This is a genomic window from Xanthomonas hortorum pv. cynarae (assembly GCF_002939985.1).
GTDB lineage: Bacteria > Pseudomonadota > Gammaproteobacteria > Xanthomonadales > Xanthomonadaceae > Xanthomonas > Xanthomonas hortorum_D.
Map to the genome: position 1 here is coordinate 59,581 of NZ_MDFM01000022.1, position 26,164 is coordinate 85,744.

Below are 26,164 nucleotides of genomic sequence, written 5' to 3' on the forward strand. Positions count from 1 at the left end.
CTAGTACCGCAGCACCATGCCGCCGATCGCCAACCCGGCGCCGGTGCCGAGCAGTGCGAACAGATCGCCCCGCTGCAAACGCTGCTCGATCCGCGCGTGATGCAAGGCGTGCGGCAACGATGCGGCGACCTGATTGCCGGTGGCATGCAGGATACGAATCACCTGATCTGCGCGCAGCCCCAAGGCCTGCACCACATGATCCAGACCGCCGCCGGAGGCCTGATGCGGCACAAAGCAGCGCAAGGCGTCTGTGGTGGTGCCGGCCTCGCGCAGCAATTGCTCCCAGAAGGCAGGCAGGTAGCGCGCCGCGAAGCGATAGGCACCGCGCCCATCCATGCTGAAGGTGCGCAAGGCATCGGGCGCACTTTCTTCGCCACGCGGATAGCGCGTGCCGCCGCCGCGAATGCGGCACAGCTCCGCGCCATCGCCATAACTGCACAGGCGGCTGGACAGCAATGCCGAGCCGTCTTCCGCAGCGCTGCGTCCCACGATCACTGCAGCCGCACCATCGCCGAACAACCCGGCCGTAGCCGGCGCCGATGCATCCAGCCCGCCCGATGCGACCTCGCTGGAGACGATCAACACGCGCTGGTAGCGCCCGAGCGCCAGCGCATTGGCGGCCATGTCCAATGCAACCAGAAAACTCAGACAGGTCGCGTTGACGTCGAACGCGGGAATACCCGAATCGCCCAGGCCAAGCGCGCGCTGGATCAATACCGCCTGGCAGGGAATCGGCTGCTCCATGACGCTGCAGGCCGAGATCAGGCAATCGATGTGGCCGGACTCGATGCCGGCGCTGGCCAGCGCCTGGGTCGCGGCGGCGGCGCCCATCGACGATGCGGTCTCGCCCTCGCCCACGTAATGGCGCGTTGCCACGCCAGAGCGCGCGAACGTAGTGCCCGCCGGCAACTGCCAGCGCGCGTCCAATTGTTGCGAGGTCACCTCCGTCGCGGGGACATGGCGCCCGGTGCCCAGAATGCGCAGCGGCAATGCGTTCAACGCGGAGGTCTCATTGGACAAGGCGCGCAGCATAACGTGGCTGGCGTTGGCCGACTCGATTGATCGCACGCTGCGCATCGCCTGTAGACGAAGAAGGCCATGGCGCGGCCGATCAATCCCCTGGAGCGGCCATCCAAGCCGCTCTGGACTCCGGCCAACACATCAAGGCGCTTCCACCGCATACCCCATCGCCTGCAGCCTTACGAGATATCCATCCCGCGCCGTCAGCCGGCTGATCGGCAGCACCGCGAAGGTGCTGCGATTGCGTTGCAACGCAGTGGTGGCGATGCTCAGCCAGTGCTCGCGCATGCGGCGTTCGAGATCGTCGATACCACGCGCCCTGGCCGCACCGGAGCTGGCCATCGCGCTCATGCAGGCGGCCTGCGGATCTTCGCGCGGCAGTTGGCGCAGCGCTTCGATATCGCCCACCGACCATGCGTTGGCGCGCTCGACCATCGTGGGCAGATCGCGCTCCACTGTTGCCAGAATGCTGCGAAAGCACGCGGTATCGTCCATGCCGCCGGCACGGAAATCCTTGATGGCCTGGCGCGGGTCCTTGATCTTGTAGTCCAGCGCTGTGGGGGTTGGCTTGATACCTGCGCGCTTGGCGGCACGCTCCACCACCGACCAGATCACCGGCGAACGGGCCAGGCCGGAGCGCTTGATCGCGGCCTGATACAACTCACCGGCGGCCAGCATCGGGCGCTTGCGCTCCACGCCCCGATCGCCACCGATATAGCGTGCCTTGGCCAGGCTCCAGCGGGCATACAGATCGGCCGGCAACACCTCGCGTAGTTCGCGGCCGTCTTCGTTCTTCATCGCCTTCATCGCGGACGGCAACAAGGTCAACTTGCCAAAAAATCCCATGTCCGCATCGATCTGCACGGTCGGCGCCATCAGGACCTGCTGGGACTGCCCGATGATCGTTTCCACCTCGGTCGACTGCCACTGCAGCCGCTTCGGCAATGGCGACAAGGTGCCCAGGATCCACAACACATGGTCGCCCCTGCTGACCTTCCACAAGCCCGGGCCGGGTTGCACGCCGCGCACCACCATCGCTTCCAGATCGACCACCGCCGGTGGCGATGGCGCAGCCACTTTCGGCGTGGTGCTGTCACTGGCCGCCGCCAGCAGCGACACCAGCATCAATCCGACTCCCCACACCGCCCCCTTGCATCGCATCACATGTCGCCCCTGTGTGAGACGCGGACATTACGCCAAGCCCGCCACCGCCGCGTTAGGGAAGCAATCGGCATGGCAGGCCCAACCGTGGCTCAGCGCGGGACCAAGGCTGCCAACTGCGCGGCCAGCGGCGAAGCATCGTCGAGCAGCGCGAATCCTTCCCACACGAACCCGGGCGAGACCGTGCAACCCACCAGGGTGAAATCGCCAAGCGAGCGTGCTGCCTGCCAACAGCCGGCCGGCACCACGTGCATCGGCGCACCGCGCTCGGCCGCATCCAGGATCAGGCGTCGCAACTGCCCGCTGGCTTCATCGTAAATCAGCAGCTCCAGCGCATCGCCTTGCTGCCAATGCCAGCTTTCCTCGGCGTCCACGCGGTGCCAGGCGCTGCATTCGCCGGCACTAAGCAGAAAGCGGATCGCGGTCAGCGCCGGGCGTGTCTGTCCGCCATCGGTCACCTCACGCGCAGAGGCATACACACGGCGAAAATGCCCGCCTTCCGGATGCGGGGCGAGGTCGAGCGAGCGAATCAGGTCAGCGGCAGTTGGATGCATGCGCACATGCTAGGGCAGCGCGCGCTGCCGTGCATCACGGCAGATGCTTGCCCGCGCGCAGACAGGTTCGGAAGAACACCAGCAGATCCCAGCTATAGCGCTTGAGCAGACGGCGCGGCTCGTGGAGCAGCCGATACATCCATTCCATATGCAGACGCTGCACCCACTCGGGCGCACGCTTGGCGGTGCCGGACAGAAAATCCAGCAGCGCGCCGACACCAAACACCAGCGGCACCGTCAGCGCCTGGCTGTGATCGAGGATCCAGCGCTCCTGCAAGGGGTTGCCGAAGGCCACCAGCAGCACATCGGCACCGGAGCGATTGATACGCTCGGCCAGACCCTCGCCTGCGGCGGCAAATTCGCCGTAGCCATCGCACATGCCAACCACCTGCTGACCCAACGTACCGGTCAGCGTCGCTGCCGCCGTCTTGCCCACGCCGGGGCGCCCGCCCAGCAGGAAGAACTTGAGCGGATGCGCAGCGTGGCGGCACAGATACGGAATCAGATCGGTGCCATTGAGATTGCCGGCAAAGCGGCGGCCATGGATCAGCCGCGCGGCCAGATCCATGCCGATCCCGTCATTGACGATGCGCACGCTGGGCTCGCGCATCCGCATGCGCAACGCCTGGCATTGCACGATGAAATTGGTGTTGGCAAAGAACACCCGACGCCGTTGCTGCGCCGCCAGCGCATGGAACAACTCCAGCGCAAAGGCCTCTTGCGTCGTGGACAACACCGGAAACCCGCCAAGCGGAATCACCACGCCTTGGGGTGGCGCGCCATTGGCGGCAGTCGTCGTTTCGGTTTCCACGCGCTGGCCCTGCATCATCGAATCACCAAAGGTCGTAAGGGAATGCGGCCAGCAATCCGGCCTGCAAACTTGCCAGGTCGAACTCGCCGTTGCCGCCCAGATCCAGGCACTCTTCCACGCTGTTGCCCGAATGCCACTGCGTGCGTCCGGTGCCGTTGTAGTAGTCGTCGTACTTGAAGCGGTCTTCGCCGTTGCCCCAGTCCAGATACACCGCCGGGATCCCGTACGCCTCGGCCAGAATCAGCCCGTGCAGCGAGCTGCTGATCACCAACTCGGCGCCCAGCAATGCGCTCATGAAGGTCGCAGGCTTGACGTTGGGAAACACCAGATGGTCGGCATACGCGCTGTATTTTTCGACCGGCTCGTTGAAGTGCGGAACGATGGCGAACGGACGCTTGTTTACCGCGCCAAGCGCATCGGCGGGAAAGAACATCGGCGTCAGAAGACCAGGGTCGCCATAGACCTCGGGCACCGCGATGCCGCGCTCCATCAAGAATTTGCGCGTCTTCGGCCCACGCACTGCACGCACATCGAGCGTACTGAAGGTGTTGCGTTCGGCCGGAATCTTGCCGTTGATGCCACTGCCCCAGACGGTGTCGCCATCTTTGGCGAAGTGCAGCACCGAGCCGATCGCGATCAATTTCTTGCTGAGATCGCGCTTTTCAATCAGCGTTTTGTCCTGCAAGGACAGCACGCAGGAGACGATCACCTTGGACAGGTGATCCCCCATGTTGACGCCAGCGTTTTTCGGCTGCCACCAGAACAATGCACGACGTTCGGCATGTTCTATCCACTTCTGCAGTAAAGCGTTGGCCATCGTGAGGGATCTCCTTTAAAAAACGAATGAGCACGCCGCATCAATGCGAGAGCGCAGCCTCCGCAGAGGTGCGCGCGGCTGCGCCGGTGTTGTGCGGGTACAACCGGGTCTCTGGATACGCACCGGGATTGAGCACGCGATCGGTGGTATCGGACCAATTCAGGCACTGGCGATAGCGCACGTGCGGTGCTTCCAATGCCAGCCCGATTGCCGCAATGATCGAATCAGCGTCGCCCGGAGTGTAGCCGAAACGCGACTGATAGGGCCCGACGACGACGTTCGGGCAGACTGCCGGCAGCCCAAAAAAATCGTACTGCAATAGCTTCATCGAGCTGTCGGCCAGATAGATCGGCACCTGCTCGGATGCGTAAGGCGCGATGCCGAAACGGGCGTGCTTGATGTAGCCGATGGTCTCGACGTGTTTCATTTCGCCATAGACCGTCACGTTGTCGCCGTAACCAGGATGACGCCCCATGCCCGAGCCGATCACATGGAACGTGACGTGCGGAAAGGCCTTGCTGGCGACGACGAAAAATTCTGGATCGAACAACATCGAGCCCACTGCCACCGCGTGGATGCCCTCGCCATACGGCGATGGGTCGCCCAGCTGGTCCAGGTTGTGATCCACGCCATGGCCGACGTGATAGACGTTGTCGCGGCTTGCCACTTCCTCGGCCATCGCTGGCGACACCAGTGCGATCACATCGAGCGTTGGCGCAACACGGTCGAACTCGCGCTCGATGTAGGAAGCGACATTGATCGTGCTCAATGCATCGGATGCACGATAGACCAGCTTGGCCGCAGGATTGATGCGCTTGGCGAGCTCGATGAAAGCAACTGCAATGCCGCTCTCGAACACGATCACGTCCGCCTCGCGCATCCAGTCAAGTAACTGACGCGGTGGATGCGCGGCGTACCAGCGAAACATCGCATCCTCGACCGCACGTAGCCACGCGCGGCGCGTATTGAACGGGTGCACCGTGGTCCGCCACAGATAGCAGTCGACCCCCTTGTGCGAGACGACGGTGTTCGCCGTTTCGTCCAGCGGCAGGCGCATGTCGCCCTTCATGCGCGAGAGCCTGCTGTAACGCAGCGAGAAGAATCGCGTGGTCCCGCGCAATGCCAGTTGATCGGTGATGAAGTGAATATTGGCGCGACGCGGCGTACGGTAATCGTGTGCGGACAAGACCAGATAGCAAGGCCGGGCAATGCCGGTAGCGGCGGCGGGTGTGTCGCTCATGGGCCGTGTCCTATGGATGAGTGGAAAAGAGCATGCACAAACGCAGGCGAGGACAGTGTCGATCTCATCGGCGTGCCTTGGCCTGGGTCAGTAATTTGCGGATGTCGACGATGGACAGCACATCGCGGCGGAACGCCGGCCAGATCGCCAGAGCCAGCAGACAGACGGCTGCCATCGCCCCTGCCCCAGCGGCGAGCTGTTGCCACAACGGGCCACCGGCCACGACGGAGGCGTAGTACGCGCAGCCACCGGCCACACCGTAGGCCACCATCGGGCGCAAGGCGTTGGTAAACAGCGAGCGCACTGGCGCGTCGGAAATCTTGCCAATCCAGACCAGCGACAACGGCCAGATCAGTAGCAGCCCGAACGAATAGCCGATCGCCACGCCCATCGCGCCCCAGCGCGAGCCGGCAAAGATGCAACCAATCAGCACGATGCGCCCGACCAGCGAGTAAATCAGCTGCTGGCGCATCAATCCCTTGGACAGGAAGACCCAATAGGTGGCGTAGGACGCGGTCTGGAAAATTCCGCCCAGGGTCAACACCTGAAACAACGGCACCGCATCGCGCCACTGCTCGCCAAGCACCAGCACGATCAACGGCATCGCCAGCGCACAGGAAAAGGCGAACAGTGCAAAGATCAAGTGCACCATCACCGTTTGCCCACGCAGCAGGAAAGCGTTGAAGCGTTCGCGGTCGTCCTGCAGCTGCGACAACACCGGCAACGCCACGCTGGTCGCCGGCGCGTTGATCTGGTTCAACGGCATCATCAGCAATTGGAAGGCGCGGTTGTACAGGCCCAGTGCATCCGGGCCGGTCCGCCAACCGATGATGACCTGGCCGACATTGCGGCTGGCATATCCCAGTAACTGCGCGGCCATCAGATTCCAGCCGAAGCTCATGAAATCGCGCATCGGCGCGGCACGCTGGTAGCCGCGCGGCAACCAGCGCGAGCAACTCGCGGCGATCAAGAAATTGATGCTGGCTTGCACCACCTGCTGCACCACCAGCGCCCAATACCCCCAACCGAGCAACGCCGCAGCAACAGCTGCAACCAAGCCCAGCACCTGCGAACCGACATCACTCAACGCCACCTGCCCGAAGCGCAGACCACGGCTCAGATGCGCGCGGTACTGCGTGGTCATGCCGTTGATCAGGAAGGTCACCGCCAGCGCCTGCGAGATCATCACCAGCGCCGGCTCTTTGTAGAAATTGGCGATCAGGTGGGCAGAGGCATACACCACCACCGATAGCGACAAGCCGATACCGCTGTTGATCCAGAACAGGTTGTCGCGTTGTTCGCGGCTCACATGCTTGGCTTGCACGGCAGCGGCGGACAGACCGAAATCGCGCAGGATCTCGGCAGCACCGACGATCGCGGTGACCATCGCCATCAAGCCGTAGTCGTAAGGCGTCAGCAACCGCGCCAGCAAAATGATGCCGCCGAACTGCACGACCATCTTGGCCGACTGGCCGATCATGGTCACCGCTGCGCCACCGGCGGCACGCGAACCGAGGCTGCGTGGTGGGGGCGGCGTGGGGGATGTCATCGTTGGGATCTCTGCAGTCACAGCGCGGCGTCTCCATCCTTGCCGAGCGCTTCCAGGTAGGTGCGGTAGTGCAACTGCCCGATCCGTGGCCAATCACGTTGCGAAAGATCCGGTGCCGGGCTGCGTGGCGCGGCGCGTACCTTGTCCAGCATGCCGGTCAGCAGCGCTGCATCGAAGTCGCCTTCATAGAGAAACACCCAGCCCGGGCCGACTTCCTCGGCAATGGCCGCATTCGACTCGCTCCACGGTGCCAGCACCGGACGCGCCAGCGACAACGCCAGCAGCAGCGTGCCGGAGTTATGCATCTGCCGATACGGCAACACCACCAGCTCGGCCTGGCTGACTTCGCGCGCCAACACCGGCTCTTCCACATAGGCCAGCAGCGCGGTGACGCGTGGATCCTGCGTGCAGGCATCCTCCACCAGCGTGCGCATCTGCGGCGTGGCCGGGTTGCCGACGATGCGTAGATTCAAGCGCGCATCGTCCACTTCGCGCATCACATCCAGCAGCGTTTCCACACCCTTGTACGGACGAATCAAACCGAAGTGGAGCAGCCGCCCCAGCACCGTACTGCCCTGCTGCATGGTCGCGAACCAGTCGCGGTAATGGCCATGCAAGATGGTGTCGGTGAATGGCGGTCGCGGCGGCGTGGTCGCATTGATGCGGATCCAGCGACGCGTCAAACGGTCGATCCACCGCAACAGGTTGCGCTCACGCCAGCCGCGATCTTCGTGCGGCGCCAGGTTGTGCAAGGTACGCACCACCGGCGTGCCGGTCAGTTGCAGCTTGAGCAACAACAGCGCCGCACACACCTGCTTGGCCAACGTGCCGGCAGCACTCGGATGACGCAGCAGATATTCCGGCCAATGCAGATGCAGTACGTCGTAACGCGACAACAACGCATCGCGCATCGAGAAGAAGCGCGGTTGTACCGCATCCGGCAACGAAGCGTAGAGCTGAGTCAGATACGGATTGGTGTTGGCGTTGGGCTTCTCGGTGGAGAACAGCACGGTGACCTGCGGCTGCGTGGCCGCACGCGTCAGCGAGGCAGACGCACGCGCACTCATCGCACCGCCTCCTGCGCGCGGCGCGTGCCCAGCGCGGTGTGGTACTCGTCGATATAGCGCCCCACCACATGCTTCCAGTCGTAGCGGCTCACATACGCCATGGATGCCGCGCGACGCGTATCGAAATCCGCATCCGACTGCAGCGCAAGCGCCTGCACCTGATCGGCCGCTATCTCGAGCCTGTCGCGATTGACGATCACGCCCTGACCGGACTCGCCGGCAAGACGCACGAATGGCGGGATATCGCTGAGGATCGGAATCAGGCCCGCACTCATCGCTTCGACCGCCGCAATGCCGAACCCTTCATGCCGCGACAGGCACACGAAGAACTGCGCCTGATGCATCAACGCCCGCAACTGTTCCTGCGAAGGCGACATGCTCAGCTGCACCTTGTCCTGTAGACCACGCTCGGCGATCGCCTCGCGCAGATCGGCCTCGTCCAAATCGTACTCGCGGCCGGCGATGATCAGCCGCCACTGCGGGTCGCGCTTGAGCGCGGCCTGGAGCAACTCCAGGGTTTCGATCAGCCCCTTGTTCACCGACCAGCGCCCGAAATACAGCATCGTGCGCCCGGGCGTTGTTGCGCCCTGCCCTGCGTACTTCTCCACATCAACGCCGTTCTCGATCACCCGCAAGCGTGCCGGCGACACCACCTTGGCGAACAGATCGCCATCGTTCTCGCTGGTAGCGATCACCCGCGCATACGCCAGCGCAGAGGTGCGGGTCAGCGTCTGAAACCACAACTGCTTCATCCGCGAGGCGTAGGCGGTATGGAAAAACCCGCCATGCGTGGACACCACCATCGGCTTGCCATGCAGCGGCTTGGTCAGCGCAAGATAGTCGTAGAAAAAATCGATGCCATGCAGGTGCACCAGATCCGCCGAACGAATCGCATTGAGCACCGATGGCGCAAACGGGTAGCGCGACGAACCGCGGTAACCGATGCGCCGGATCGGCAGGCCCTGATGCGTTTCCTGCGCAGCAAGTTGCGCGCCTGGATCGGTGAACACCCGGTCCAACGTCACGATCTCCACCGTATCGGCACTGTTGGCCTGATGTTGACGGGCCACATTGAGAACGACTTCCTCCATGCCTCCGATCGAAGGATGGAATTGGCGGACAACATGCACCACTTTCATTACGCCAATCTCCTGTGCCCGCAACGCGCAACTGCGTGTTGCGACGGCTGATGATTCTGGAAGCTCGTCATTTACCTTTCAACCCCAACATCCATGGCGCAATGCGCACCAACACTGCACGCATCGGCACACTGGCAACAATCGCCACCGGGCATAAACTCATCGCCCATGCTGGCGTGCCGATCATGCTGGGTGCGATCACACCGGTACGTGCCACCACGCTGGTGAGTACCAGAAACACCAACGTATGCGTGCACAGAATCAGCAAGGTGTTGGCGCCAATCCACTGCAGCCAACGCCATTGCCGAACGAAGTAGGCAACGCACAAGGTCATCGCCGTGCCCAGCAGGCTGACCAGCAAAAACACCGCAGCGGACTGCCCGAACTGCAGATTGTTCACATCCACTTGCCCGTTCCATGCCGCCAACCACCACCAGGCTGCTGCCAGCACCGGGAGTGCCAACGCCCACGCCATGGCGCCAAGCGATCGCAGCGCATCGGCGTAGCGCGATAGCCAGCCGCCAACGGCGATGAAGAACAGCGCGACCGGCAACACGTCCAACGCAAACGGAAGCCGCAGCTGCAGCGACGGGAACCAGCCGGCCCATGCCAATGCAAGCGGCAGGCAGGTCGCAGCCAGCACCGTCGTACTCAAGCGCGCGCGCAATGCAATGTAGGCGAGCGTGGTGACAAACAGCGCCGGCAAAAACCACAACGCCGGAAGCACATACAGGCTCGCGCCGTTGGCCCAGAACAGACCCGCAAACGGGTCCCACCACGGCAGGCTGTGCGATGGATGCGCCGCGCGGCTGGTCACTCCCATCAACATCCAGCAAGCGTAGGCCACCAGGAAGAACGCAAGGTAGGGAATGAGCAGCGTGCGCGCCAACTTCTTGATAGTCGCCACCGTCATTGCACGGCGGCCGAAGCGCTCGCCCACCCAGCCGGACAGCACAAAAAACAACGGAACGTGAAAGCTATAGGCGAACAGCTTGTAGGCCGCCGGCATGCCGCTGGCATGCCCCAACACCACCAGGACGATGGCCAGCGCTTTTGCTGCATCGATCTGCCAATCGCGGGTCAACGCCGGTGCTGGCGCGGCCCTGGTCCCCGAGCTGTCGTGCCTGGCTGCAGAGGAATACGGCGCGGTCGTCATGGCGCGGTGCCGGTCATGCCGCCACCGGGCGGGCACCCAATGTCCACGGCGCGAAACGCATCAGGAACCAGCGCAGCGGCACGCATGCGGCCAACGCGAAGATGGTGACGAACAACGCCCAGCCAAGCCCCGGACGCGAGGCACCGAATCCACCAGCCAGTGCTGCAACACCGGAAAGCACGAAAAACACCAGCATGTGCGTGCACAGGATCAACAACGTATTGCGCCCGATCCACTGCACCCATGCCCAGCCTTGCACCAACCGCGCGGCGCAGATCACCATCAGCGACCCAAGCACTGCACTCAGCAGAAACAGCGCATGATTGCGGCCGAATTCCAGCATGTTGACGTCGATCCGGCCATTGACATCAGCCAGCCCGGCAACCGCAATCCCCAGCACCACCGTCGCAAGCACGCTCCCAACCAACGACTTCGGCAGGTGCGGCGAGAGGTGGATCAGCAAGGCGCCAAGTGCATAAAAGCACAGCGACACCGGCAGCACATCCAGCCCGAAAAAAATCCGCACACCCTGCGCCGGGAACCAGTACATCCAGAACCAGGCCACGGCCAGCGATGCCACCGCAATCACCACCGGCGACAGCCAGCGGCGCAGCAGCACGTAACCAACTACCGTCACCAGCATCACCGGCAGAAACCACAAAGGAGGCTGCACGTACAGGTCCGGGCCGATCCCGGTGAACATCGCCACGATCGGCTCCCACCATGGATGACTGCCCCAGCGTGCAGCTTTTTCGCCGATATTGCGCGTCAGCAGCCAGTACGCGTAGCCAAGCAGATAGAACACCACATACGGCAGCAACAAGCTGCGCGCCTGCTTGCTGACGGTCTGCGATAGCCCGGTGGCGCGCGAGGCGTACCCGGAGGCCAGCCAGCCGGAGACCAGAAGAAACAGCGGCACGTGGAAGCTGTAGGCGAACAAGGTCATGCCGTGCGGCACGCCCTTGGCGTGGCAAAACACCACCAGCAAAATCGCGATCGCCTTGGCGGCATCGATACGCAAGTCGCGACCGCGTTGCGGGGTGGCGACGTGTGCGCCGGCAGTCGGCACGACCGGCTGCTGTGCCTGCGTCGCCGCCAGATTCATCGCGCCCCTCCCGCAGGCAATGGCAGCTGCCCGCGATCGTCGGCTGGATCCTGCTTGCTCACCTTAGCCGTCGTTGCAGCAGACCAGGTCGGCAGCATGTGCCACATGCAGCCGCACACGAACCACCACAGCGCCGAGGTCTTGATCGAAAAGTAGCCGTTGGACACCAGCAGACTCAGCGCGAACGCAAAGATCGCCAGATTCTTGAACAGCTGCCCTTCCTTGCTCGGCATCAGCAGCAGGAACGAATAAGACAACAGAAACGCCAGCACGCCGACGATCGACTGCGATGCGATGAAGTAGGCAATACCACTATCGAAGTAACGATACGCCTGCGCAAAATCCAGGCCCATCCAGGACTCGAACGACAGGTTGTTCATCGAATACACGGTGAAGAATATCCGCCCCATCGTGTTGTCCTGATAGGCGGTGATCCCGGTGATCCACACCAGCAACCATGCGGTCATGATCACCACCAGAAACACCAGGAACGCCAGTCGCTGATCCAGGCGTTTCAATAGCGGCGACAGCAACACCATCAGCACACAGGTGCCCGCCGCGAGCCGTCCATCGGAGGCAACGATCATGAAACCGATCAAGCCGACCGACAGAATCAGCATCGACGGCCGCATCCAACGCCAGAACACCAACACGATCGCGGTGAAGAAGCAGATGTAATTGCCCATCGTCACCGGCTCGATGAATATCGAGGAGGCGCGTGGCAGGTTGGAGCCCGGCAGGAAGTTACGTTCGCCCGGCCGCGTGGCGCTGACGAACAGATTGCTGTCTTCGTTCCAGAAGCCTTCCGCGCTCATGCCACGCGCATTGACGAAGAAGCTCTTCGGATTGACCAGATCGCCGTAGGCGCTTGGCATCGCCAGCTCGAAGGCGGCAACCAGCGAGACGATGATCGTCATGCGCAGGAACAGCTTGGGCACAGACCCGGTATAGGCCGAACCCAGCACGACAAACGCAAACACCACCAGGGCATCGCGGAAAAATTTGGGATCGATCTGCCAGTTCACCAAAAAGCGCACGAACATCAAGGTGACGATCAGCCCCAACCCGCTGATGATCAACGCGATGCGCTTGCGGCTCATCGAGCCCAGGCCAAGCAGGAAGCACGCAGCGTAGATGATGAACTCGACTGCATAGGTGATCACCGGACGCACCGTGAACACGTTCGCGTTGATCAGCGCCAGCACCAGGTTGTAACCAACGCCCACCAGCAGCGTTAGTTCGATCAGCAGGTTATGCCAGCGAACGCGGGTCTCCTCGCTCATTTGGATCAGCATGCAGACGCCTGCTTGAAAGGGGCGGCTGCGATGCAGCCGCCCGCGGCGCTGGACGCGCCAGGTCGCACACTACCCACCATCATCAGTACGCGGTCTTCTGTCCGAACACACGCACCGCGGTCAGCACGATGATGCGGATATCCAGCCACAGCGACCAACGACGAATGTAGTCCAGGTCGTACTGGATACGCTTCTTCATCGTGCGCAGTTCCGGGGTTTCGCCACGGAAACCGTTCACCTGCGCCCAACCGGTGATCCCCGGCTTGACGTAGTGACGCTGCATGTAATGGTTGATCAGCTTTTCGTAGTGCGTGTTGTGCTGCGCGGCGTGCGGACGCGGGCCCACGATCGACATGCTGCCACCCAGCACGTTGAAGATCTGCGGCAACTCATCCAGGCTGCTGCGACGCAGGAACGAACCGAAGCGCGTAATGCGGTTGTCGTTCTTGGTCGCCTGCTGGATGGTGGTGCCGTGGTCGTCATGCACGCGCATCGAGCGGAACTTGAACATGTAGAACTCGCGACCGCCCAGGCCATGGCGCCGCTGACGGAAGAACACCGGGCCCGGCGAGCTCATCTTGACGCCCACCGCAATCGCCGCCATCAACGGCCACAGGCCCATCAGCGCGATCACGGCCAGGATCTTGTCCTGCAGCGCCTTGGCGACCACAAAGTAATTGTCGCGATCCACACCGCCCTGACGCAGATTGATCACCGGTACATTGCCGATCTGCTCGCCAGACTGATTCAACAGACCGAAGTCGAACAGATCCGGCACCAGCTTGACGTTGATCGGATAACGATCCAGACGCTGCAGCAACTGCTTGATGTGATCGCGCTCGCCCAGCGGCAACGAGATCCATACCTGCTCAACCTGGTTGTCCTTCAAATACTCGATCAACGCGTCCGGGTCGCCCAGGCACGGCAACGACTGTCGCTGCTCGGTCACGGCGATGTCGTACGGGGTACGGAAGTAGCCGACCAGGTTCATGCCGACCCAGGGATTGCGGCTGAGGTAGTGATTGATCTTCATCACCGGATGGCGCAAACCAACCACCACCACACGCTGCACGTCCACGCCCTGCGTACGCAGATGGTTCAAGAAGCCGCGCAACACCGTGCGTGCCGCCACCAGCGAAGCCAGACCACCGACGAACCATAAGCCGATCCAGCCACGCGACACCTGCTCGCCGACCTGCACGATCAATGCATGCACCGCAAACAGCGCGAACACACCACCGAAGGCACCACCCAGGACCAACAACTCGCTCAACAACCCGCGACCGCGCCAGCTGCGATACAGCGGGAACAGCGCAAAGCAGATCACCGAATACAGCAAGGTGGTGGCGATCGCGACCCGATAGGGCGCCGCCGGCACCCAGGAGCCGAACACGATGCGATACGCAATCAGTCCGGAGACGACGACCATGGTCAGGTCGAAAACGCGCAGAACCAGGTCGGCTGCAGCCGAATACTTGGACAACAATCGCGGCGAGGATGTGGTGTAGGTCGCGCTACTCAAGTCTGCCAAAAGCATGGGGATGTCCTCCAAACTCGATACGGCGCATGCGGGGGAACATACGAAACGCACGCGAGCTTTCAATCATCTCCGTCGTACGATCACCGCGGTAATACCTACCGACCCCAGATCGCACGACAGCCCTTTGTTTCAACAGAGACAAACTTTCAAACGAGGGATCCCGAAACTTACGGGATCCGACTTTTTCCACGCTGAATCAGTTGTCACTTAAATTAACCATCGTTTTGCAACATCACGATGTCAGTTCAACCGCGTCTCCGGCCCATTGCCTCGCAGGAAGTAGCGCACGAGGGCCACAGCCACACCAAGGAATACGCCAAAGATGAAGCCTAATGCGAGGTTCAATTTGAGTTTCGGTGAAGTCTTCGACGTAGGCACGTCTGCGGTATCGACGATGGTCACGTTGTTGGCGCCCACGTTGCTTGCAACACCGATCTCTTTGTAACGCTGCAGGAGCGCATCGTAGAGCTGACGATTCGTATCGACGTCGCGCTTGAGCATGTTGTATTGGATGCTGCGACTCTGCAGATCCAGCTCGTTACTGCGCAGACCGGCAATGCGCTCGTTGAGCAAACGCTCCTGCTGCACCGAGGCGTCATAGGCAGCCTTCAACGATTGACGGATGTTGATGACCTCGCCGTTGATCTGACGGCGCGACTCTTCGATCTGCGCCTTCAGGCGCCGCATTTCCGGATAGTCCGGCTTGAAGGTCGACAGCTTCTGCTGGTACTCGGTGTTCAAGCGGATCTGCTCACCGCGCAGGCTCTGGATCAACGGATTGCCCAGCACCTGCGGCAACGACATGCTGTCGCCGGTGCTGACCTGCCGCCATGCCGCTTCGGCCTTGATGCGCGTGTCCTGTGCAGAGGCAAGCATCGCGTTGAGATCGCCCAGGTTCTGCGCCGCAAGCGATGGCTTGTCATCGCCCATCGACACGATCTGTTCCTGGGTCGAATAAGAGACCAGTGTCTTTTCCGAGTCTTCGACCTTGCCGCGCAACTGCTCCAGACGTTCGGACAGGAACTTGGTCGCGAACGAGGACGCGTTCATCCGGCGCTCTTGCGTGCTGACGATGAAGACCTTGGTATAGGTGTTGGCGATCTTGGCGGCCAGCACCGGATCCGGCGAGTCGTAATTGACGTAGACCAGGCGCGAATTGAGGATCGGCTCGACCACCAATCCGGCCAGCAGGGTGTCGGTCAAGGTGCGCTCGACGATCGCCTGGCGCGAATCGACCGACTTGCCGGCTTCCGGATTCTTGGCCGCAGCCTTCTCCAGTGCCTCGTCGACCTGCGCCTTGAACGCCGGCTCCTGATCCAGCTTGGCTTCGCGGATCACTGCACGCGCCAACGAACGGCTCTGCAGCAACTGGTACTGGGTCTGGTAGAAATCGCGATCCTGCGGCGACTCCACCGGCATCAGATTGTCGACGTTCACCACGTTGAGCGAATCACGCTCGATCTGCAGCGTGCTGGTGGCGCGGTACTTCTCCGGCATCAACAGCGTGATGCCAAAGGCCAGCAGCACTGCGAACAGCGTGACCCCGATGATCAACCAGCGCTGCGAGACCAGCGCACGCCAGTAGTCGAGCAAACCCACATCCGCCAGCTCGAGATGGCCGTGACGATGAGAAGAAGAGGAACGATTTTCGGAATTCATACTCATCGGTAAGCGCGCCACACCATTACCAAGGGGGTCAGTTCAAGCATGGTGCGCAGCCAGATGCGTGCGTCCGAGCGATACACCACAACGATGTCGCCGCCGTAGATCTCCGGGTCGGGATTGGCACCCTTCTCGATCTCGGTCAGGTCGAATCTAGCGATCATTTTTTGCCCATTGACGATGCGGAAGACAATGACATTGCCGCGGCTGGCCACCGTACTGACACCCTTTGCCTGCGCAATCGCTTGCTGCAAGGTCAGGTTGGAGCCGATCACCGGGTAGATCCCGGGCGCGTCCACCGCACCAGTGACCGTGACCCGGCGGCCGTTGGATTCCTCCACGAACACCGACACTTGCGGCTGCTGCAGATATCCGGCGGCGTAGCGTTCTGCGACCAGTTTTTCCAGCTCGCCAACGCCCAGGCCGGTGGCCTTGACATCGCCGATCAGTGGCAGCGATATGTGACCGTTCTGATCGATGCGGACCTGCCGCTCCAGATCATCGACTTGAAATACCTTGACCAACAGCAAGTCGCCCGGCGCCAGTCGATACTCTGGCTGCACTGCGGACATCGCAAGCGGATCCGGGAGCGGCAGAGAGTCCGCCATCTTCGGACCGGTGCTGCAAGCGCCCAGTGTCATCGAGCAGATCAACGCCAGGCTGAGGCCTTGGCAGAATCGTTCGATCAGTCTTTTCATGCGTGTAGCTGGCTGCCTTGATTGGTGGGACAGGAACCCGCGCAGCATTCAACCGGCCAACACGCCAGCACGAACGTACGACAGAGAAATTCATCCCGTATGACATCGGGATCACGACAGGTGTGACGTGTTGCACTGCACTATGGCATAGAAAGAAAACATCGCAAGACGCTGCACGCCATTTTTTTGACGGCGTTGGCCTATTGATTCAAGTTCGTCGTTGCGACGTTAACAAAACGTGATCCAGTTACTAATCACACGCTAATGATCTGGAGGATTTTCGGATACTTAGCACCGCTCTGTGATCCAGGTCCACAGCAGACGGGACCGTGTGAAGCGGTCTCTTCGGCCCTTTTCCTGCTGCAGCGCACTATGCCGTTCTGCATATGCAGCACCTTTCCTCAAGCCCCGAATCCACATGCTGCGACGCAACAAAAAAGCCCATGTCAGTAAAGACATGGGCTTTGTGTTTGGTCGGGGTAGCCGGATTTGAACCGACGACCACTAGTCCCCCAGACTAGTGCGCTACCAGGCTGCGCTATACCCCGAAGATGCTGCACTCCGTCGCGAGGACGGCCTGCGATTATAGCGGCTTTACGACACAATTTCCTAGCGGCGCAGCAGCTGCAACACTTCTTCCAGCTCCATGCGCACCTGCTTGATGATCTGGTTGCTCAATGCCGACTCGCTCTTGGCACCATCGCCTTCCAGGCGCAGACGTGCGCCACCGATGGTGTAGCCCTGTTCGTACAGCAGACCGCGGATCTGCCGCACCATCAGCACGTCGTGGCGCTGGTAGTAGCGCCGATTGCCGCGCCGCTTGACCGGCTCCAGGCTCGGAAATTCGGTTTCCCAATAGCGCAGCACATGCGGCTTGACATCGCACAACTCGCTGACCTCGCCGATGGTGAAGTAGCGCTTGGCCGGGATCGGCGGTAGCTCGCGATTACTGCCCGGATCCAGCATAAGCCTCCACCCGCTCCTTGAGCTTCTGGCCTGGACGGAAGGTCACCACCGTGCGGGCCGAAATCGGAATTTCCTCACCGGTCTTGGGATTGCGACCGGGCCGTTGATTCTTGCGCCGCAGATCGAAGTTGCCGAAACCGGACAACTTCACCTGACGGCCCTGCTCCAGTGCATCGCGCAGCACATCGAAGAAGGCGTCGACAAATTCCTTTGCCTCGCGCTTGTTCAGACCGACCTCGTCGAACAGACGTTCGGCCATCTCCGCTTTCGTCAATGCCATGCCAATCCCCTGGTTACCGCCTCAACTCCGAATCCGGGCGCGGTGCTCGCGCTCGATCACGGCCACCACATCGGCAACGACTGCGTCGACGTCCCGGTCGGTGAGAGTGCGCGAGTTATCCTGCAAAATCAAGCCCATAGCCAGACTCTTGAAACCTGGCTCGACCCCCTGCCCGACATAGCGATCGAACAGCTGCACCTCGCGCAACAACGGGCCAACCGTGGTGCGCACACTGGCAGACAGCGCCGCCCAGCTCACCTCTTCCGGCACCAGGAAGGCCAGATCGCGACGCACCGAGGGGAACCGCGACAGCTCGCCAGCACGCGGCAGCGCACGCTGCACCAGCGGCGCCAGCTGCAGCTCGAACGCGATCACGTCCACGTCGATCTCCAACTGCTTGGCAAGACGCGGATGCACCTGCCCGATCCAGCCGATGTGCACACCATCGCGATGGATATCGGCCGACCGCCCCGGATGCCCGAACGGCTGGGTGGAAGGCTGGAAATCCAGCACCGCGCCACTGGCCGCAGCCAGCGCCACCAGATCGCCCTTCAGATCGTGGAAATCCACTTTGCGTGCAGACTCGCCCCACTGCAGCGCCAAGGCATCGCCACAGACTGCTGCGGCGACGTGCTGCGCTTCCTGCGGCGCGGCACCGGTCTCGGCAGACGCGGTGAATACCTTGCCCAGCTCGAACAGGCGCACCCGCCCGGCCTGGCGGGCGGCGTTGCGGCCCAGCGTCGCCACCAGACCCGGCAACAAGCGCGGACGCATGATTGCAAGTTCCGCACTGAGCGGATTGGCCAGCGGCACCAGGCCATCGGTCAGCTGCCAGCGCTCCAACAGGTTCGCATCGACAAAAGCGTAATTGATGGTTTCCTGCAGCTCGCGCGCCACCAGCTGGCGACGCACGCTGAGTTCGTCCAGCTGGGTTTCGCTCGGCATCGCGATCCGGCTTGCGCCACCGGGCAGCGTGGTCGGCACACGGTCATAGCCGTGGATACGCGCCAGCTCTTCGATCAGATCTTCCTCGATGGCGATATCGAAGCGACGGCTCGGCGCCATCACCTGCCAGCCCTCGGCCACCGCGTCGAGCTGCATGCCGAGCGCGGTGAGAATGCGCGCAACCTCGGCATCGTCGATCTGGATGCCCAGCACGCGCGCGATCCGCGCACGACGCAGCAGGATGTTTGCGGGCTGCGGCAAATGCTGCGGCAATTGCGCATGCACCACCGGGCCCGGCATACCGCCGGCCAGCTCCAGCACCAACCGCGTCGCCACTTCGATCGCTTGCGGCGGCAATGCCGGATCCACTCCACGCTCGAAGCGATGACCGGCATCGGTATGCAACCCGAGCTTGCGGCCACGGCCCATGATCGCGGCCGGGTCGAAATATGCCGCTTCCAGGAACACGTTGCGCGTGGTCTCGGTCACGCGCGTGTCCAACCCGCCCATCAGACCGGCCAACGCGACCGGCCGGCCGGCATCGGTGATGGTCAGGAAATTGTCGTCCAGCGTGACCTGACGTCCATCCAGCAGCGCCAGCTGCTCGCCACTGCGCGAACGCCGAACGCCGATCGGCCCCTGCAGCGTGTCCAGATCGAACGCATGCATCGGCTGGCCGAGTTCCAGCATCACATACTGGGTGATATCCACCAGCAACGACAACGGCCGCACGCCACTGCGACGCAGCCGCTCGGCCAACCACACCGGCGTTTTTGCGGCCGGGTCGATGCCCTCGATCACACGTCCGCAATAGCGCGGCGCGTCGTGGCCGGCATCCAGCTGCACGGCCAGGGTGCGTGTCGACACTGGCGCCACCTCACCCGCATCGAAGGCCACCACTTCGCTGGCGCAGGCTGCGGCCACGTCGAAGGCGATGCCGCGCACGCCGAAACAATCGGCGCGATTGGGCGTGAGCTTGATCTCGATGCTGGCATCGGGCAGCCCCAGATACTCGGCCAAGGCCTGACCCACTGGCGCATCGTCCGGCAGCTCGAACAGGCCGGACGCGTCGCTGTCCAGACCCAGCTCCTTGGCCGAGCACAACATTCCATTGGACGCCACACCGCGCAGCTTGGCTGCGGTGATGGTCAGCGCACCGATCTGCGCACCGACCAGCGCCAACGGCGCCAACAGACCGGCACGCGCATTGGGCGCGCCACACACGATCTGCAGCAACTCGCCCTGCCCTGCATCGACGCTGCAGACCTGCAGACGATCGGCCTCCGGGTGACGCACCGCCTCGACGATGCGCGCCACCACCACTTGACCTAAGGCTTCGCCCAATGGCGTGACCTCTTCGACCTCCAGACCGATCGCCGTCAGCGTCGCGGCAAGTTCGTCGCGGCTGGCCTGGATGGGAACGTGGCTGCGCAGCCAATTTTCAGAGAATTTCATGAGGAGCCGGGAATAGAGAATAGGGAATCGGGAATCGCAACAGCGGGAGGTCTTCGTGGATCTGGAAGGTGGGCTGGGAGCGCGCTTGGCCGCTCCGATTCTCCACTCCCGATTCCCGATTCCCCGCCGTCAGGCGAACTGCCTGAGGAAGCGCACATCGTTCTCGAAGAACGCGCGCAGGTCGTTGACGCCGTAGCGCAGCATCGCAAAGCGCTCCACGCCCAGGCCGAAGGCGAAGCCGGTGTAGCGCTCCGGGTCGATGCCGACGCTGCGCAGCACGTTCGGGTGCACCATGCCGCAGCCGAGCACTTCCAGCCAGCGCGTGCTGCCATCGGGCTGCTGCCAGGCGATGTCCACTTCCGCACCCGGCTCCACGAACGGGAAATAGCTGGGGCGGAAACGCATTTCGAAATCGCGCTCGAAGAACGCACGCACGAACTCGGACAAGGTGCCCTTGAGGTCGGCGAAGGTGGAATGCTCGTCCACCAGCAGGCCTTCGACCTGATGGAACATCGGCGAATGGGTCTGGTCCGAATCGGAGCGATACACCTTGCCGGCCGCGATCATGCGCAGCGGCGGCTTGTGCGCATCCATGTAACGCACCTGCACACCGGAGGTATGGGTGCGCAACAGGCGGCCATCGCCGAAATAGAACGTGTCGTGCATCGCGCGCGCCGGATGATGCGGCGGAAAATTCAAAGCTTCGAAGTTATGCCAGTCGTCCTCGATCTCAGGACCATCGGACAGCTCATACCCCAAGCGCGCAAAGATCTCGACGATGCGCTCGAGCGTGCGCGTGACCGGGTGCAGGCCACCACGTTCGCTGCGACGACCCGGCAAGGTGACATCGATGCGCTCGCCAGCCAGACGCGCGTCCAGCGCGGCGTTTTCCAGCGTGTGCTTGCGCTCGGACAGCGCAGCGGTCAGCGCATCGCGCGACAGATTGATCGCTTCGCCAGCGGCCTTGCGCTGATCGGCTGGCAGCGTGCCGAGTTGCTTGAGCTGGGCGGTGATGCTGCCGCTCTTGCCCAGCAACGCGACGCGCAAGGCTTCCAGTTGGTCTGGCGTCTGTGCGGCGGCGACATCGGCCAACGCGCGCTCGGTCAGGGATTGAATCTCACTCATTGCACTCGCGCCTCAACTGCTCAGCCGAACGGTGTTTCCGGATGCACCGGAACGCATTACCACATGACTCTTGCCAACCATCCAAATCTAGAGATGCCGGCTATTTAAAACGCAAAAGGGGAAGGACTCGCGCCCTTCCCCCTGCATATCTGCGTTTCATCACCAAAAGCAGGCACACGAGTGTGCGGCTGCTCGAGATGATCTACCCCTTCAACAGTCCGCACATGGATGTGCGGGCTCTTGCGAAGGACTCGCACCAACGACGTGCGGGCTCCTGCGAGGGACCTGCATTTACGCCGCCAGCGCGCCCTTTGCCTTCTCAGCCAGCGCGGCAAAGCCGGCGGCGTCGTGCACGGCGATATCAGCCAGTACCTTGCGGTCCAGGGTAATACCAGCCTTGAGCATGCCGTTCATGAAACGGCTGTAGCTCAGACCATTGATGCGGGCAGCCGCGTTGATGCGGGTGATCCAAAGCGCACGGAACACGCGCTTCTTCTGCTTACGGCCAATGTAGGCGTACTGCTGCGCCTTGATGACCGCCTGCTTGGCAACACGGAAGACCTTACGACGGGCGTTGTAGTAGCCCTTCGCCAGGTTCAGAATTTTCTTGTGGCGGCGGCGCGCCTGCACACCACGCTTTACTCGTGCCATGGTTCAGTCCTCAGAGATAGGGAAGCATACGATCGAGACGGCCTGCGTCCTCGGGACGAACGTGGTTCGTCTGCCGCAAGTTGCGCTTCCGCTTGGTCGCTTTCTTCGTGAGGATATGGCTACGGTTTGCGTGGCCGCACTTGTACTTGCCGGAGGCGGTCTTGCGGAAACGCTTGGCCGCCGCCCGGTTGGTCTTGATCTTGGGCATTGCAATGTCCTTGATGGTGTTTTGTCACTGACCCGGGCGGCAGTCTTGCGACCACGCTTTCCATCCTTGCCCTTGCCTGCTTGTAAGTCCTTGATCGAACACGATCCGGACAGGTCCTGTACCGCTTGCGCGGCGCCACGGTAAAACCGGGCCGCGCAGTATGCCCGTTGCCGGGAATTCTTGCAAATCGCTGCTGTCTGCACTGCGACCGACCCCGCCGGGGCAGGCCGCAACGCGGGATCAGATCTTCTTCTTGGGCGCGATCATCATGACCATCTGCCGCCCTTCCAGGCGCGGACGCGACTCGATGACGATGTCTTCGCCAAGATCGGCCTCGATCCGGGACGCCATTTCGCGACCCAGCTCCTGGTGGCTCATTTCGCGGCCACGGAAGCGGATGTTGACCTTGACCTTGTCGCCCTCTTCCAGGAAGCGGCGCATGTTGCGCAGCTTGATCTGGTAGTCGCCCTCGTCCGTGACCGGACGGAACTTGAGTTCCTTGATCTCGACCTGCTTGGTCTTCTTCTTGGCCTCGTTGGCCTTTTTCTGCTGCTCGAACTTGAACTTGCCGAAATCCATGATCTTGCAGACAGGCGGATCTGCCTGCGGCTGGATTTCGACCAGATCCAGGCCTTCTTCCTCGGCCTTGGCGAGCGCTTCGTCGCGCGACAACACGCCGACCATCTCTCCGTCACTGCCGATCACGCGGACGCGCGGCACGCGGATTTCTTGGTTCTTGCGGTTCTGTTTGTTGTCAGGGGTACTGATATTGCAATCTCCCAGGGGAATCGAACCGGCGCATCCGGATCATCCAGACCGGCCGGGGTTGGCTCACGCTGCCTGCTCTGCCTGCAGACGTTCGACGAAGGCCGAGACCGTCATGGTCCCGAGGTCTTCTCCCGAACGTGTCCGCACGGCGACGGCGCCGTTTTCCTTCTCGCGGTCACCGACCACGAGCAGATAGGGCACGCGTTGCAGCGTATGCTCGCGAATCTTATATCCGATCTTCTCGTTACGCAAATCGGCGTTTACACGGAAGCCTTGATTTGCAAGGGTTTTCCGAACCGAGTCCACATAGTCTGCCTGGGCATCGGTGATATTTGCGACAACGACCTGGACCGGGGCGAGCCAGGAGGGGAAGGCGCCGGCGTGGTGTTCGATCAAAATGCCGATGAAACGCTCCATCGAACCGACGATCGCCCGGTGCAGCATGACCGGGTGCTTTTTCTGGCTGTGCTCATCCACGTACTCGGCGCCGAGGCGGCCGGGCATCATGAAATCGACCTGCATGGTGCCCAGCTGCCAGGTACGGCCGATCGCGTCCTTGAGGTGGTACTCGATCTTGGGGCCGTAGAAGGCGCCCTCGCCCGGCAGCTCCTGCCACTCCACCCCGCACACGCCCAGCGCGCTGCGCAGCGCTGCTTCGGCCTTATCCCAGGTGACGTCGTCGCCCAGGCGCTTTTCCGGACGCAGCGCGATCTTGATCTCGATGTCGTCGAAGCCGAACGCGGTGTAGACCGCCAGTGCCTGCTGATGGAACGCTGTGACTTCCGCTTCGATCTGCGATTCCAGGCAGAACACGTGCCCGTCGTCCTGGGTGAAGCCGCGCACGCGCAGGATGCCGTGCAGCGCGCCGGACGGCTCGTTGCGGTGGCAGGCGCCGAACTCGCCGTAGCGGATCGGCAGGTCGCGGTAGCTGTGCAGGCCCTGATTGAACACCTGCACGTGGCCGGGGCAGTTCATCGGCTTGACAGCGTAGGTGCGCTTCTCCGATTCGGTGAAGAACATCGCGTCCTGGTAGTTGTCCCAGTGACCGGATTTCTGCCACAGCGACACGTCCAGGATCTGCGGACAACGTACTTCGCCGTAGCCGCTATCGCGATAAACCTTGCGCATGTACTGCTCGACCACCTGCCACAGCGACCAGCCCTTGGGATGCCAGAACACCAGGCCGGGAGCCTCTTCCTGCAGATGGAACAGGTCCTGCTGCTTGCCGATGCGGCGATGGTCGCGCTTGTCGGCTTCTTCCATGCGCAGGATGTAGGCGTCCAGCTGCTTCTTGTCGGCCCAGGCAGTGCCGTAGATGCGCTGCAGCTGCTCGTTCTTGGCATCGCCGCGCCAGTAGGCGCCGGAGATGCGCGTGAGCTTGAAGGCCTTGAGGAAGCGCGTATTGGGCACGTGCGGGCCACGGCACATGTCCACGTATTCCTGGTGGTAGTACAGGCCCATCGCGGTGATGTCGGCGGACATGTCCTCGATCAGGCGCAGCTTGTACTCCTCGCCGCGCTGCGCGAACAGCTCGATCACCTCGGCGCGCGGGGTGACCTTCTTGATCACCTCGTAGTCCTGCGCGATCAGCTCCTGCATGCGTTGCTCGATCGCGGCCATGTCGTCCGGCGTGAACGGGCGTTCGCTGTAGATGTCGTAATAGAAGCCTTCGGCGATGACCGGACCGATCACCATCTTGACCTCCGGGTACAGCTGCTTGACCGCATGCCCAACCAGATGCGCGCAGGAGTGGCGGATGATCTCCACGCCTTCGGCATCCTTGGCAGTGATGATGCGCAGGCTGGCATCGTGGTCGATGACGTCGCTGGCATCGACCAGCTGGCCGTCGACCTGGCCGGCGATGGTGGCCTTGGCCAGGCCGGCGCCGATCGACTGGGCGACCTGCATCACCGAGGCGGGGGATTCGAATTCGCGGCGGCTGCCGTCGGGGAGCGTGATGTTGATCATGGGCAATAATAAGGTCTGTGCTGGCTGCAGCGCGACGGCTGCAAGGGAGATCTGCCCGCTACGGGACAGGCTCGGATAGGGGTGTGGCGAGAGGTGGTGCAGAAAGAACGCCGTGCGGGCGCCGTGCGAACTGGCGCGGCCGGAATCAGCGGTGGGCAGTGGTAGTGCTCATGTCGCACGCTGGGCCGGCGCGGAGCGCGGGCCACCTTCTCGCAAGTGGTCTTGAAGACGAATGGTAAACCAATCAGCGAGGCGTTGCGCATGCCGGCCACCTGTGCTGCCAGTGCCGACCATGACCATCAAGGGTAAAGCCACCTCGCTGGATAGCGCCTATCTGGCCGGCGTGTCGCAGCGACGCCCCCCCCCGCCATGAGTAGCGGCCGGGTCTAGTGTCCGGGACTGATGATATCGGTGTTTGCCCGATGTTGGCATAAGCAGTCGTTGTCATGCCGCCGATTGCTTTCTTAGGGCGCTCCTCGTTGTATTCGCCTCGCCAGCGTTCGATTTCGGTGCGCGCGTGCAGTAACGTCGGGAACCAATGCTCGTTGAGGCATTCGTCGCGTAACCGGCCGTTGAAGGATTCGACGTAGGCGTTCTGGTTCGGTTTGCCCGGCTGGATGAGCCGTAGCTGCACACCGCGAGCATGCGCCCAGGCGACCATCGCCTTGCCGCAAAACTCCTTGCCGTTGTCAGTGCGGATCACCTTCGGCAAACCGCGACTGTGCGCCAGTCGGTCCAGCATGCGCTCCACGTCGATGGCGACCGCTTCGTGTGTTGCGTGGTCCACAATAATCAGACACTTGATCACTCGGCCTTCGGCGGTGCGGTCGAACACGAAATCCATCGACCACACCTCATTGGCCTGCGATGGCCGCAGCAGCGGCTGACGCTCTCCTATTAGGGCCTGTTAACACTAATGGCCCGAGCGATTAAACTATCCTGATTAGCCCCGACTCTCAGCCATGAAAATTGCTCGCTGCACGT

23 protein-coding genes, 1 tRNA gene and 1 pseudogene are annotated in these 26,164 nt (G+C 62.3%); all 25 read right to left on the reverse strand.

Features of this window, described 5'->3' with window-relative positions:
• A complete protein-coding gene (locus XcyCFBP4188_RS15380) occupies nucleotides 1-1,032 on the reverse strand; it encodes a 3-oxoacyl-[acyl-carrier-protein] synthase III C-terminal domain-containing protein (RefSeq protein ID WP_074057178.1) in 1,032 nt (343 codons plus the stop codon).
• A 129-nt stretch (nucleotides 1,033-1,161) separates the two neighbouring features.
• The gene (locus tag XcyCFBP4188_RS15385) at nucleotides 1,162-2,181 is read right to left on the reverse strand and encodes a TraB/GumN family protein (RefSeq protein ID WP_104592396.1); all 1,020 of its coding nucleotides are present in this window, start codon (nucleotides 2,179-2,181) and stop codon (nucleotides 1,162-1,164) included.
• A 92-nt stretch (nucleotides 2,182-2,273) separates the two neighbouring features.
• A complete protein-coding gene (locus XcyCFBP4188_RS15390; protein ID WP_006449125.1) occupies nucleotides 2,274-2,735 on the reverse strand; it encodes a cupin domain-containing protein in 462 nt (153 codons plus the stop codon).
• Between the two features lie 34 nt (nucleotides 2,736-2,769).
• Nucleotides 2,770-3,564: a WecB/TagA/CpsF family glycosyltransferase gene (locus XcyCFBP4188_RS15395; RefSeq protein WP_006449126.1), complete on the reverse strand. Its 795-nt coding sequence runs from the start codon at nucleotides 3,562-3,564 to the stop codon at nucleotides 2,770-2,772.
• Between the two features lie 4 nt (nucleotides 3,565-3,568).
• Nucleotides 3,569-4,363 (reverse strand): polysaccharide pyruvyl transferase family protein, encoded by a 795-nt coding sequence (locus XcyCFBP4188_RS15400; RefSeq protein WP_006449127.1) that lies wholly within the window; start codon nucleotides 4,361-4,363, stop codon nucleotides 3,569-3,571.
• Between the two features lie 40 nt (nucleotides 4,364-4,403).
• Nucleotides 4,404-5,603 (reverse strand): GumK N-terminal domain-containing glycosyltransferase, encoded by a 1,200-nt coding sequence (locus XcyCFBP4188_RS15405; protein WP_006449128.1) that lies wholly within the window; start codon nucleotides 5,601-5,603, stop codon nucleotides 4,404-4,406.
• A 64-nt stretch (nucleotides 5,604-5,667) separates the two neighbouring features.
• A complete protein-coding gene (locus XcyCFBP4188_RS15410) occupies nucleotides 5,668-7,152 on the reverse strand; it encodes a lipopolysaccharide biosynthesis protein (protein ID WP_043907519.1) in 1,485 nt (494 codons plus the stop codon).
• A 17-nt stretch (nucleotides 7,153-7,169) separates the two neighbouring features.
• A complete protein-coding gene (locus XcyCFBP4188_RS15415; protein ID WP_006449130.1) occupies nucleotides 7,170-8,219 on the reverse strand; it encodes a glycosyltransferase in 1,050 nt (349 codons plus the stop codon).
• Nucleotides 8,216-9,358, reverse strand: a complete 1,143-nt coding sequence (locus XcyCFBP4188_RS15420; protein WP_006449131.1) for a glycosyltransferase family 4 protein — start codon at nucleotides 9,356-9,358, stop codon at nucleotides 8,216-8,218. Before XcyCFBP4188_RS15420 ends, XcyCFBP4188_RS15415 begins: the two co-directional genes overlap by 4 nt.
• A 67-nt stretch (nucleotides 9,359-9,425) precedes the next feature.
• On the reverse strand, nucleotides 9,426-10,514 hold the full coding sequence (locus XcyCFBP4188_RS15425; protein ID WP_104592397.1) for an acyltransferase family protein: 1,089 nt from the start codon (nucleotides 10,512-10,514) through the stop codon (nucleotides 9,426-9,428).
• 13 nt (nucleotides 10,515-10,527) lie between these two features.
• Nucleotides 10,528-11,619, reverse strand: coding sequence for an acyltransferase family protein (locus XcyCFBP4188_RS15430; RefSeq protein WP_104592398.1), 1,092 nt, complete (start codon nucleotides 11,617-11,619; stop codon nucleotides 10,528-10,530).
• Nucleotides 11,616-12,902: a polysaccharide biosynthesis protein GumE gene (locus XcyCFBP4188_RS15435; protein WP_162096827.1), complete on the reverse strand. Its 1,287-nt coding sequence runs from the start codon at nucleotides 12,900-12,902 to the stop codon at nucleotides 11,616-11,618. Before XcyCFBP4188_RS15435 ends, XcyCFBP4188_RS15430 begins: the two co-directional genes overlap by 4 nt.
• A 94-nt stretch (nucleotides 12,903-12,996) precedes the next feature.
• Nucleotides 12,997-14,451, reverse strand: coding sequence for an undecaprenyl-phosphate glucose phosphotransferase (locus XcyCFBP4188_RS15440; protein ID WP_043907521.1), 1,455 nt, complete (start codon nucleotides 14,449-14,451; stop codon nucleotides 12,997-12,999).
• A gap of 243 nt (nucleotides 14,452-14,694) precedes the next feature.
• Nucleotides 14,695-16,134 carry a GumC family protein gene (locus XcyCFBP4188_RS15445; protein WP_074057171.1) on the reverse strand — a complete coding sequence of 480 codons (1,440 nt, stop codon included), beginning with the start codon at nucleotides 16,132-16,134 and terminating at the stop codon, nucleotides 14,695-14,697.
• Nucleotides 16,116-16,814 (reverse strand): polysaccharide biosynthesis/export family protein, encoded by a 699-nt coding sequence (locus XcyCFBP4188_RS15450; protein WP_006449137.1) that lies wholly within the window; start codon nucleotides 16,812-16,814, stop codon nucleotides 16,116-16,118. Before XcyCFBP4188_RS15450 ends, XcyCFBP4188_RS15445 begins: the two co-directional genes overlap by 19 nt.
• 471 nt (nucleotides 16,815-17,285) lie before the next feature.
• Nucleotides 17,286-17,362: transfer RNA gene (locus tag XcyCFBP4188_RS15455), tRNA-Pro, on the reverse strand.
• A gap of 61 nt (nucleotides 17,363-17,423) precedes the next feature.
• The gene (locus tag XcyCFBP4188_RS15460; RefSeq protein ID WP_005995911.1) at nucleotides 17,424-17,780 is read right to left on the reverse strand and encodes a MerR family transcriptional regulator; all 357 of its coding nucleotides are present in this window, start codon (nucleotides 17,778-17,780) and stop codon (nucleotides 17,424-17,426) included.
• Nucleotides 17,761-18,060 carry an integration host factor subunit alpha gene (locus XcyCFBP4188_RS15465; protein ID WP_002811076.1) on the reverse strand — a complete coding sequence of 100 codons (300 nt, stop codon included), beginning with the start codon at nucleotides 18,058-18,060 and terminating at the stop codon, nucleotides 17,761-17,763. Before XcyCFBP4188_RS15465 ends, XcyCFBP4188_RS15460 begins: the two co-directional genes overlap by 20 nt.
• A gap of 21 nt (nucleotides 18,061-18,081) precedes the next feature.
• Nucleotides 18,082-20,460, reverse strand: a complete 2,379-nt coding sequence (gene pheT, locus XcyCFBP4188_RS15470; RefSeq protein WP_104592399.1) for a phenylalanine--tRNA ligase subunit beta — start codon at nucleotides 20,458-20,460, stop codon at nucleotides 18,082-18,084.
• 129 nt (nucleotides 20,461-20,589) lie between these two features.
• Nucleotides 20,590-21,585 (reverse strand): phenylalanine--tRNA ligase subunit alpha, encoded by a 996-nt coding sequence (gene pheS, locus XcyCFBP4188_RS15475; protein ID WP_006449139.1) that lies wholly within the window; start codon nucleotides 21,583-21,585, stop codon nucleotides 20,590-20,592.
• Between the two features lie 291 nt (nucleotides 21,586-21,876).
• Nucleotides 21,877-22,236 carry a 50S ribosomal protein L20 gene (gene rplT / locus XcyCFBP4188_RS15480; protein WP_006449140.1) on the reverse strand — a complete coding sequence of 120 codons (360 nt, stop codon included), beginning with the start codon at nucleotides 22,234-22,236 and terminating at the stop codon, nucleotides 21,877-21,879.
• 10 nt (nucleotides 22,237-22,246) lie between these two features.
• On the reverse strand, nucleotides 22,247-22,444 hold the full coding sequence (gene rpmI, locus XcyCFBP4188_RS15485) for a 50S ribosomal protein L35 (protein WP_006449141.1): 198 nt from the start codon (nucleotides 22,442-22,444) through the stop codon (nucleotides 22,247-22,249).
• A 240-nt stretch (nucleotides 22,445-22,684) separates the two neighbouring features.
• On the reverse strand, nucleotides 22,685-23,227 hold the full coding sequence (gene infC / locus XcyCFBP4188_RS15490) for a translation initiation factor IF-3 (RefSeq protein ID WP_080639730.1): 543 nt from the start codon (nucleotides 23,225-23,227) through the stop codon (nucleotides 22,685-22,687).
• 48 nt (nucleotides 23,228-23,275) lie between these two features.
• Entirely contained in the window at nucleotides 23,276-25,180 is a 1,905-nt protein-coding gene (gene thrS / locus XcyCFBP4188_RS15495) for a threonine--tRNA ligase (protein WP_104592400.1), read from the reverse strand.
• Between the two features lie 386 nt (nucleotides 25,181-25,566).
• Nucleotides 25,567-26,078 (reverse strand): annotated as a pseudogene (locus XcyCFBP4188_RS15500) (integrase core domain-containing protein); the annotation flags it as partial.
• Between the last annotated feature and the right edge of the window lie 86 nt (nucleotides 26,079-26,164).

Excerpts from the sequence above, each read along its gene's own strand:
- rpmI (WP_006449141.1), bottom strand. The coding sequence starts at position 22,444 with ATGCCCAAGATCAAGACCAACCGGGCGGCGGCCAAGCGTTTCCGCAAG.
- XcyCFBP4188_RS15435 (WP_162096827.1), bottom strand. The coding sequence starts at position 12,902 with ATGAGCGAGGAGACCCGCGTTCGCTGGCATAACCTGCTGATCGAACTA.
- XcyCFBP4188_RS15390 (WP_006449125.1), bottom strand. The coding sequence starts at position 2,735 with ATGCATCCAACTGCCGCTGACCTGATTCGCTCGCTCGACCTCGCCCCG.
- pheS (WP_006449139.1), bottom strand. The coding sequence starts at position 21,585 with ATGAGTGAGATTCAATCCCTGACCGAGCGCGCGTTGGCCGATGTCGCC.
- XcyCFBP4188_RS15385 (WP_104592396.1), bottom strand. The coding sequence starts at position 2,181 with ATGCGATGCAAGGGGGCGGTGTGGGGAGTCGGATTGATGCTGGTGTCG.
- XcyCFBP4188_RS15430 (WP_104592398.1), bottom strand. The coding sequence starts at position 11,619 with ATGAATCTGGCGGCGACGCAGGCACAGCAGCCGGTCGTGCCGACTGCC.
- XcyCFBP4188_RS15405 (WP_006449128.1), bottom strand. The coding sequence starts at position 5,603 with ATGAGCGACACACCCGCCGCCGCTACCGGCATTGCCCGGCCTTGCTAT.
- thrS (WP_104592400.1), bottom strand. The coding sequence starts at position 25,180 with ATGATCAACATCACGCTCCCCGACGGCAGCCGCCGCGAATTCGAATCC.
- XcyCFBP4188_RS15420 (WP_006449131.1), bottom strand. The coding sequence starts at position 9,358 with ATGAAAGTGGTGCATGTTGTCCGCCAATTCCATCCTTCGATCGGAGGC.
- rplT (WP_006449140.1), bottom strand. The coding sequence starts at position 22,236 with ATGGCACGAGTAAAGCGTGGTGTGCAGGCGCGCCGCCGCCACAAGAAA.
- XcyCFBP4188_RS15380 (WP_074057178.1), bottom strand. The coding sequence starts at position 1,032 with ATGCTGCGCGCCTTGTCCAATGAGACCTCCGCGTTGAACGCATTGCCG.
- XcyCFBP4188_RS15395 (WP_006449126.1), bottom strand. The coding sequence starts at position 3,564 with ATGATGCAGGGCCAGCGCGTGGAAACCGAAACGACGACTGCCGCCAAT.
- XcyCFBP4188_RS15415 (WP_006449130.1), bottom strand. The coding sequence starts at position 8,219 with ATGAGTGCGCGTGCGTCTGCCTCGCTGACGCGTGCGGCCACGCAGCCG.
- pheT (WP_104592399.1), bottom strand. The coding sequence starts at position 20,460 with ATGAAATTCTCTGAAAATTGGCTGCGCAGCCACGTTCCCATCCAGGCC.
- XcyCFBP4188_RS15425 (WP_104592397.1), bottom strand. The coding sequence starts at position 10,514 with ATGACGACCGCGCCGTATTCCTCTGCAGCCAGGCACGACAGCTCGGGG.
- XcyCFBP4188_RS15400 (WP_006449127.1), bottom strand. The coding sequence starts at position 4,363 with ATGGCCAACGCTTTACTGCAGAAGTGGATAGAACATGCCGAACGTCGT.
- XcyCFBP4188_RS15460 (WP_005995911.1), bottom strand. The coding sequence starts at position 17,780 with ATGCTGGATCCGGGCAGTAATCGCGAGCTACCGCCGATCCCGGCCAAG.
- XcyCFBP4188_RS15410 (WP_043907519.1), bottom strand. The coding sequence starts at position 7,152 with ATGACATCCCCCACGCCGCCCCCACCACGCAGCCTCGGTTCGCGTGCC.
- XcyCFBP4188_RS15440 (WP_043907521.1), bottom strand. The coding sequence starts at position 14,451 with ATGCTTTTGGCAGACTTGAGTAGCGCGACCTACACCACATCCTCGCCG.
- XcyCFBP4188_RS15450 (WP_006449137.1), bottom strand. The coding sequence starts at position 16,814 with ATGAAAAGACTGATCGAACGATTCTGCCAAGGCCTCAGCCTGGCGTTG.
- XcyCFBP4188_RS15465 (WP_002811076.1), bottom strand. The coding sequence starts at position 18,060 with ATGGCATTGACGAAAGCGGAGATGGCCGAACGTCTGTTCGACGAGGTC.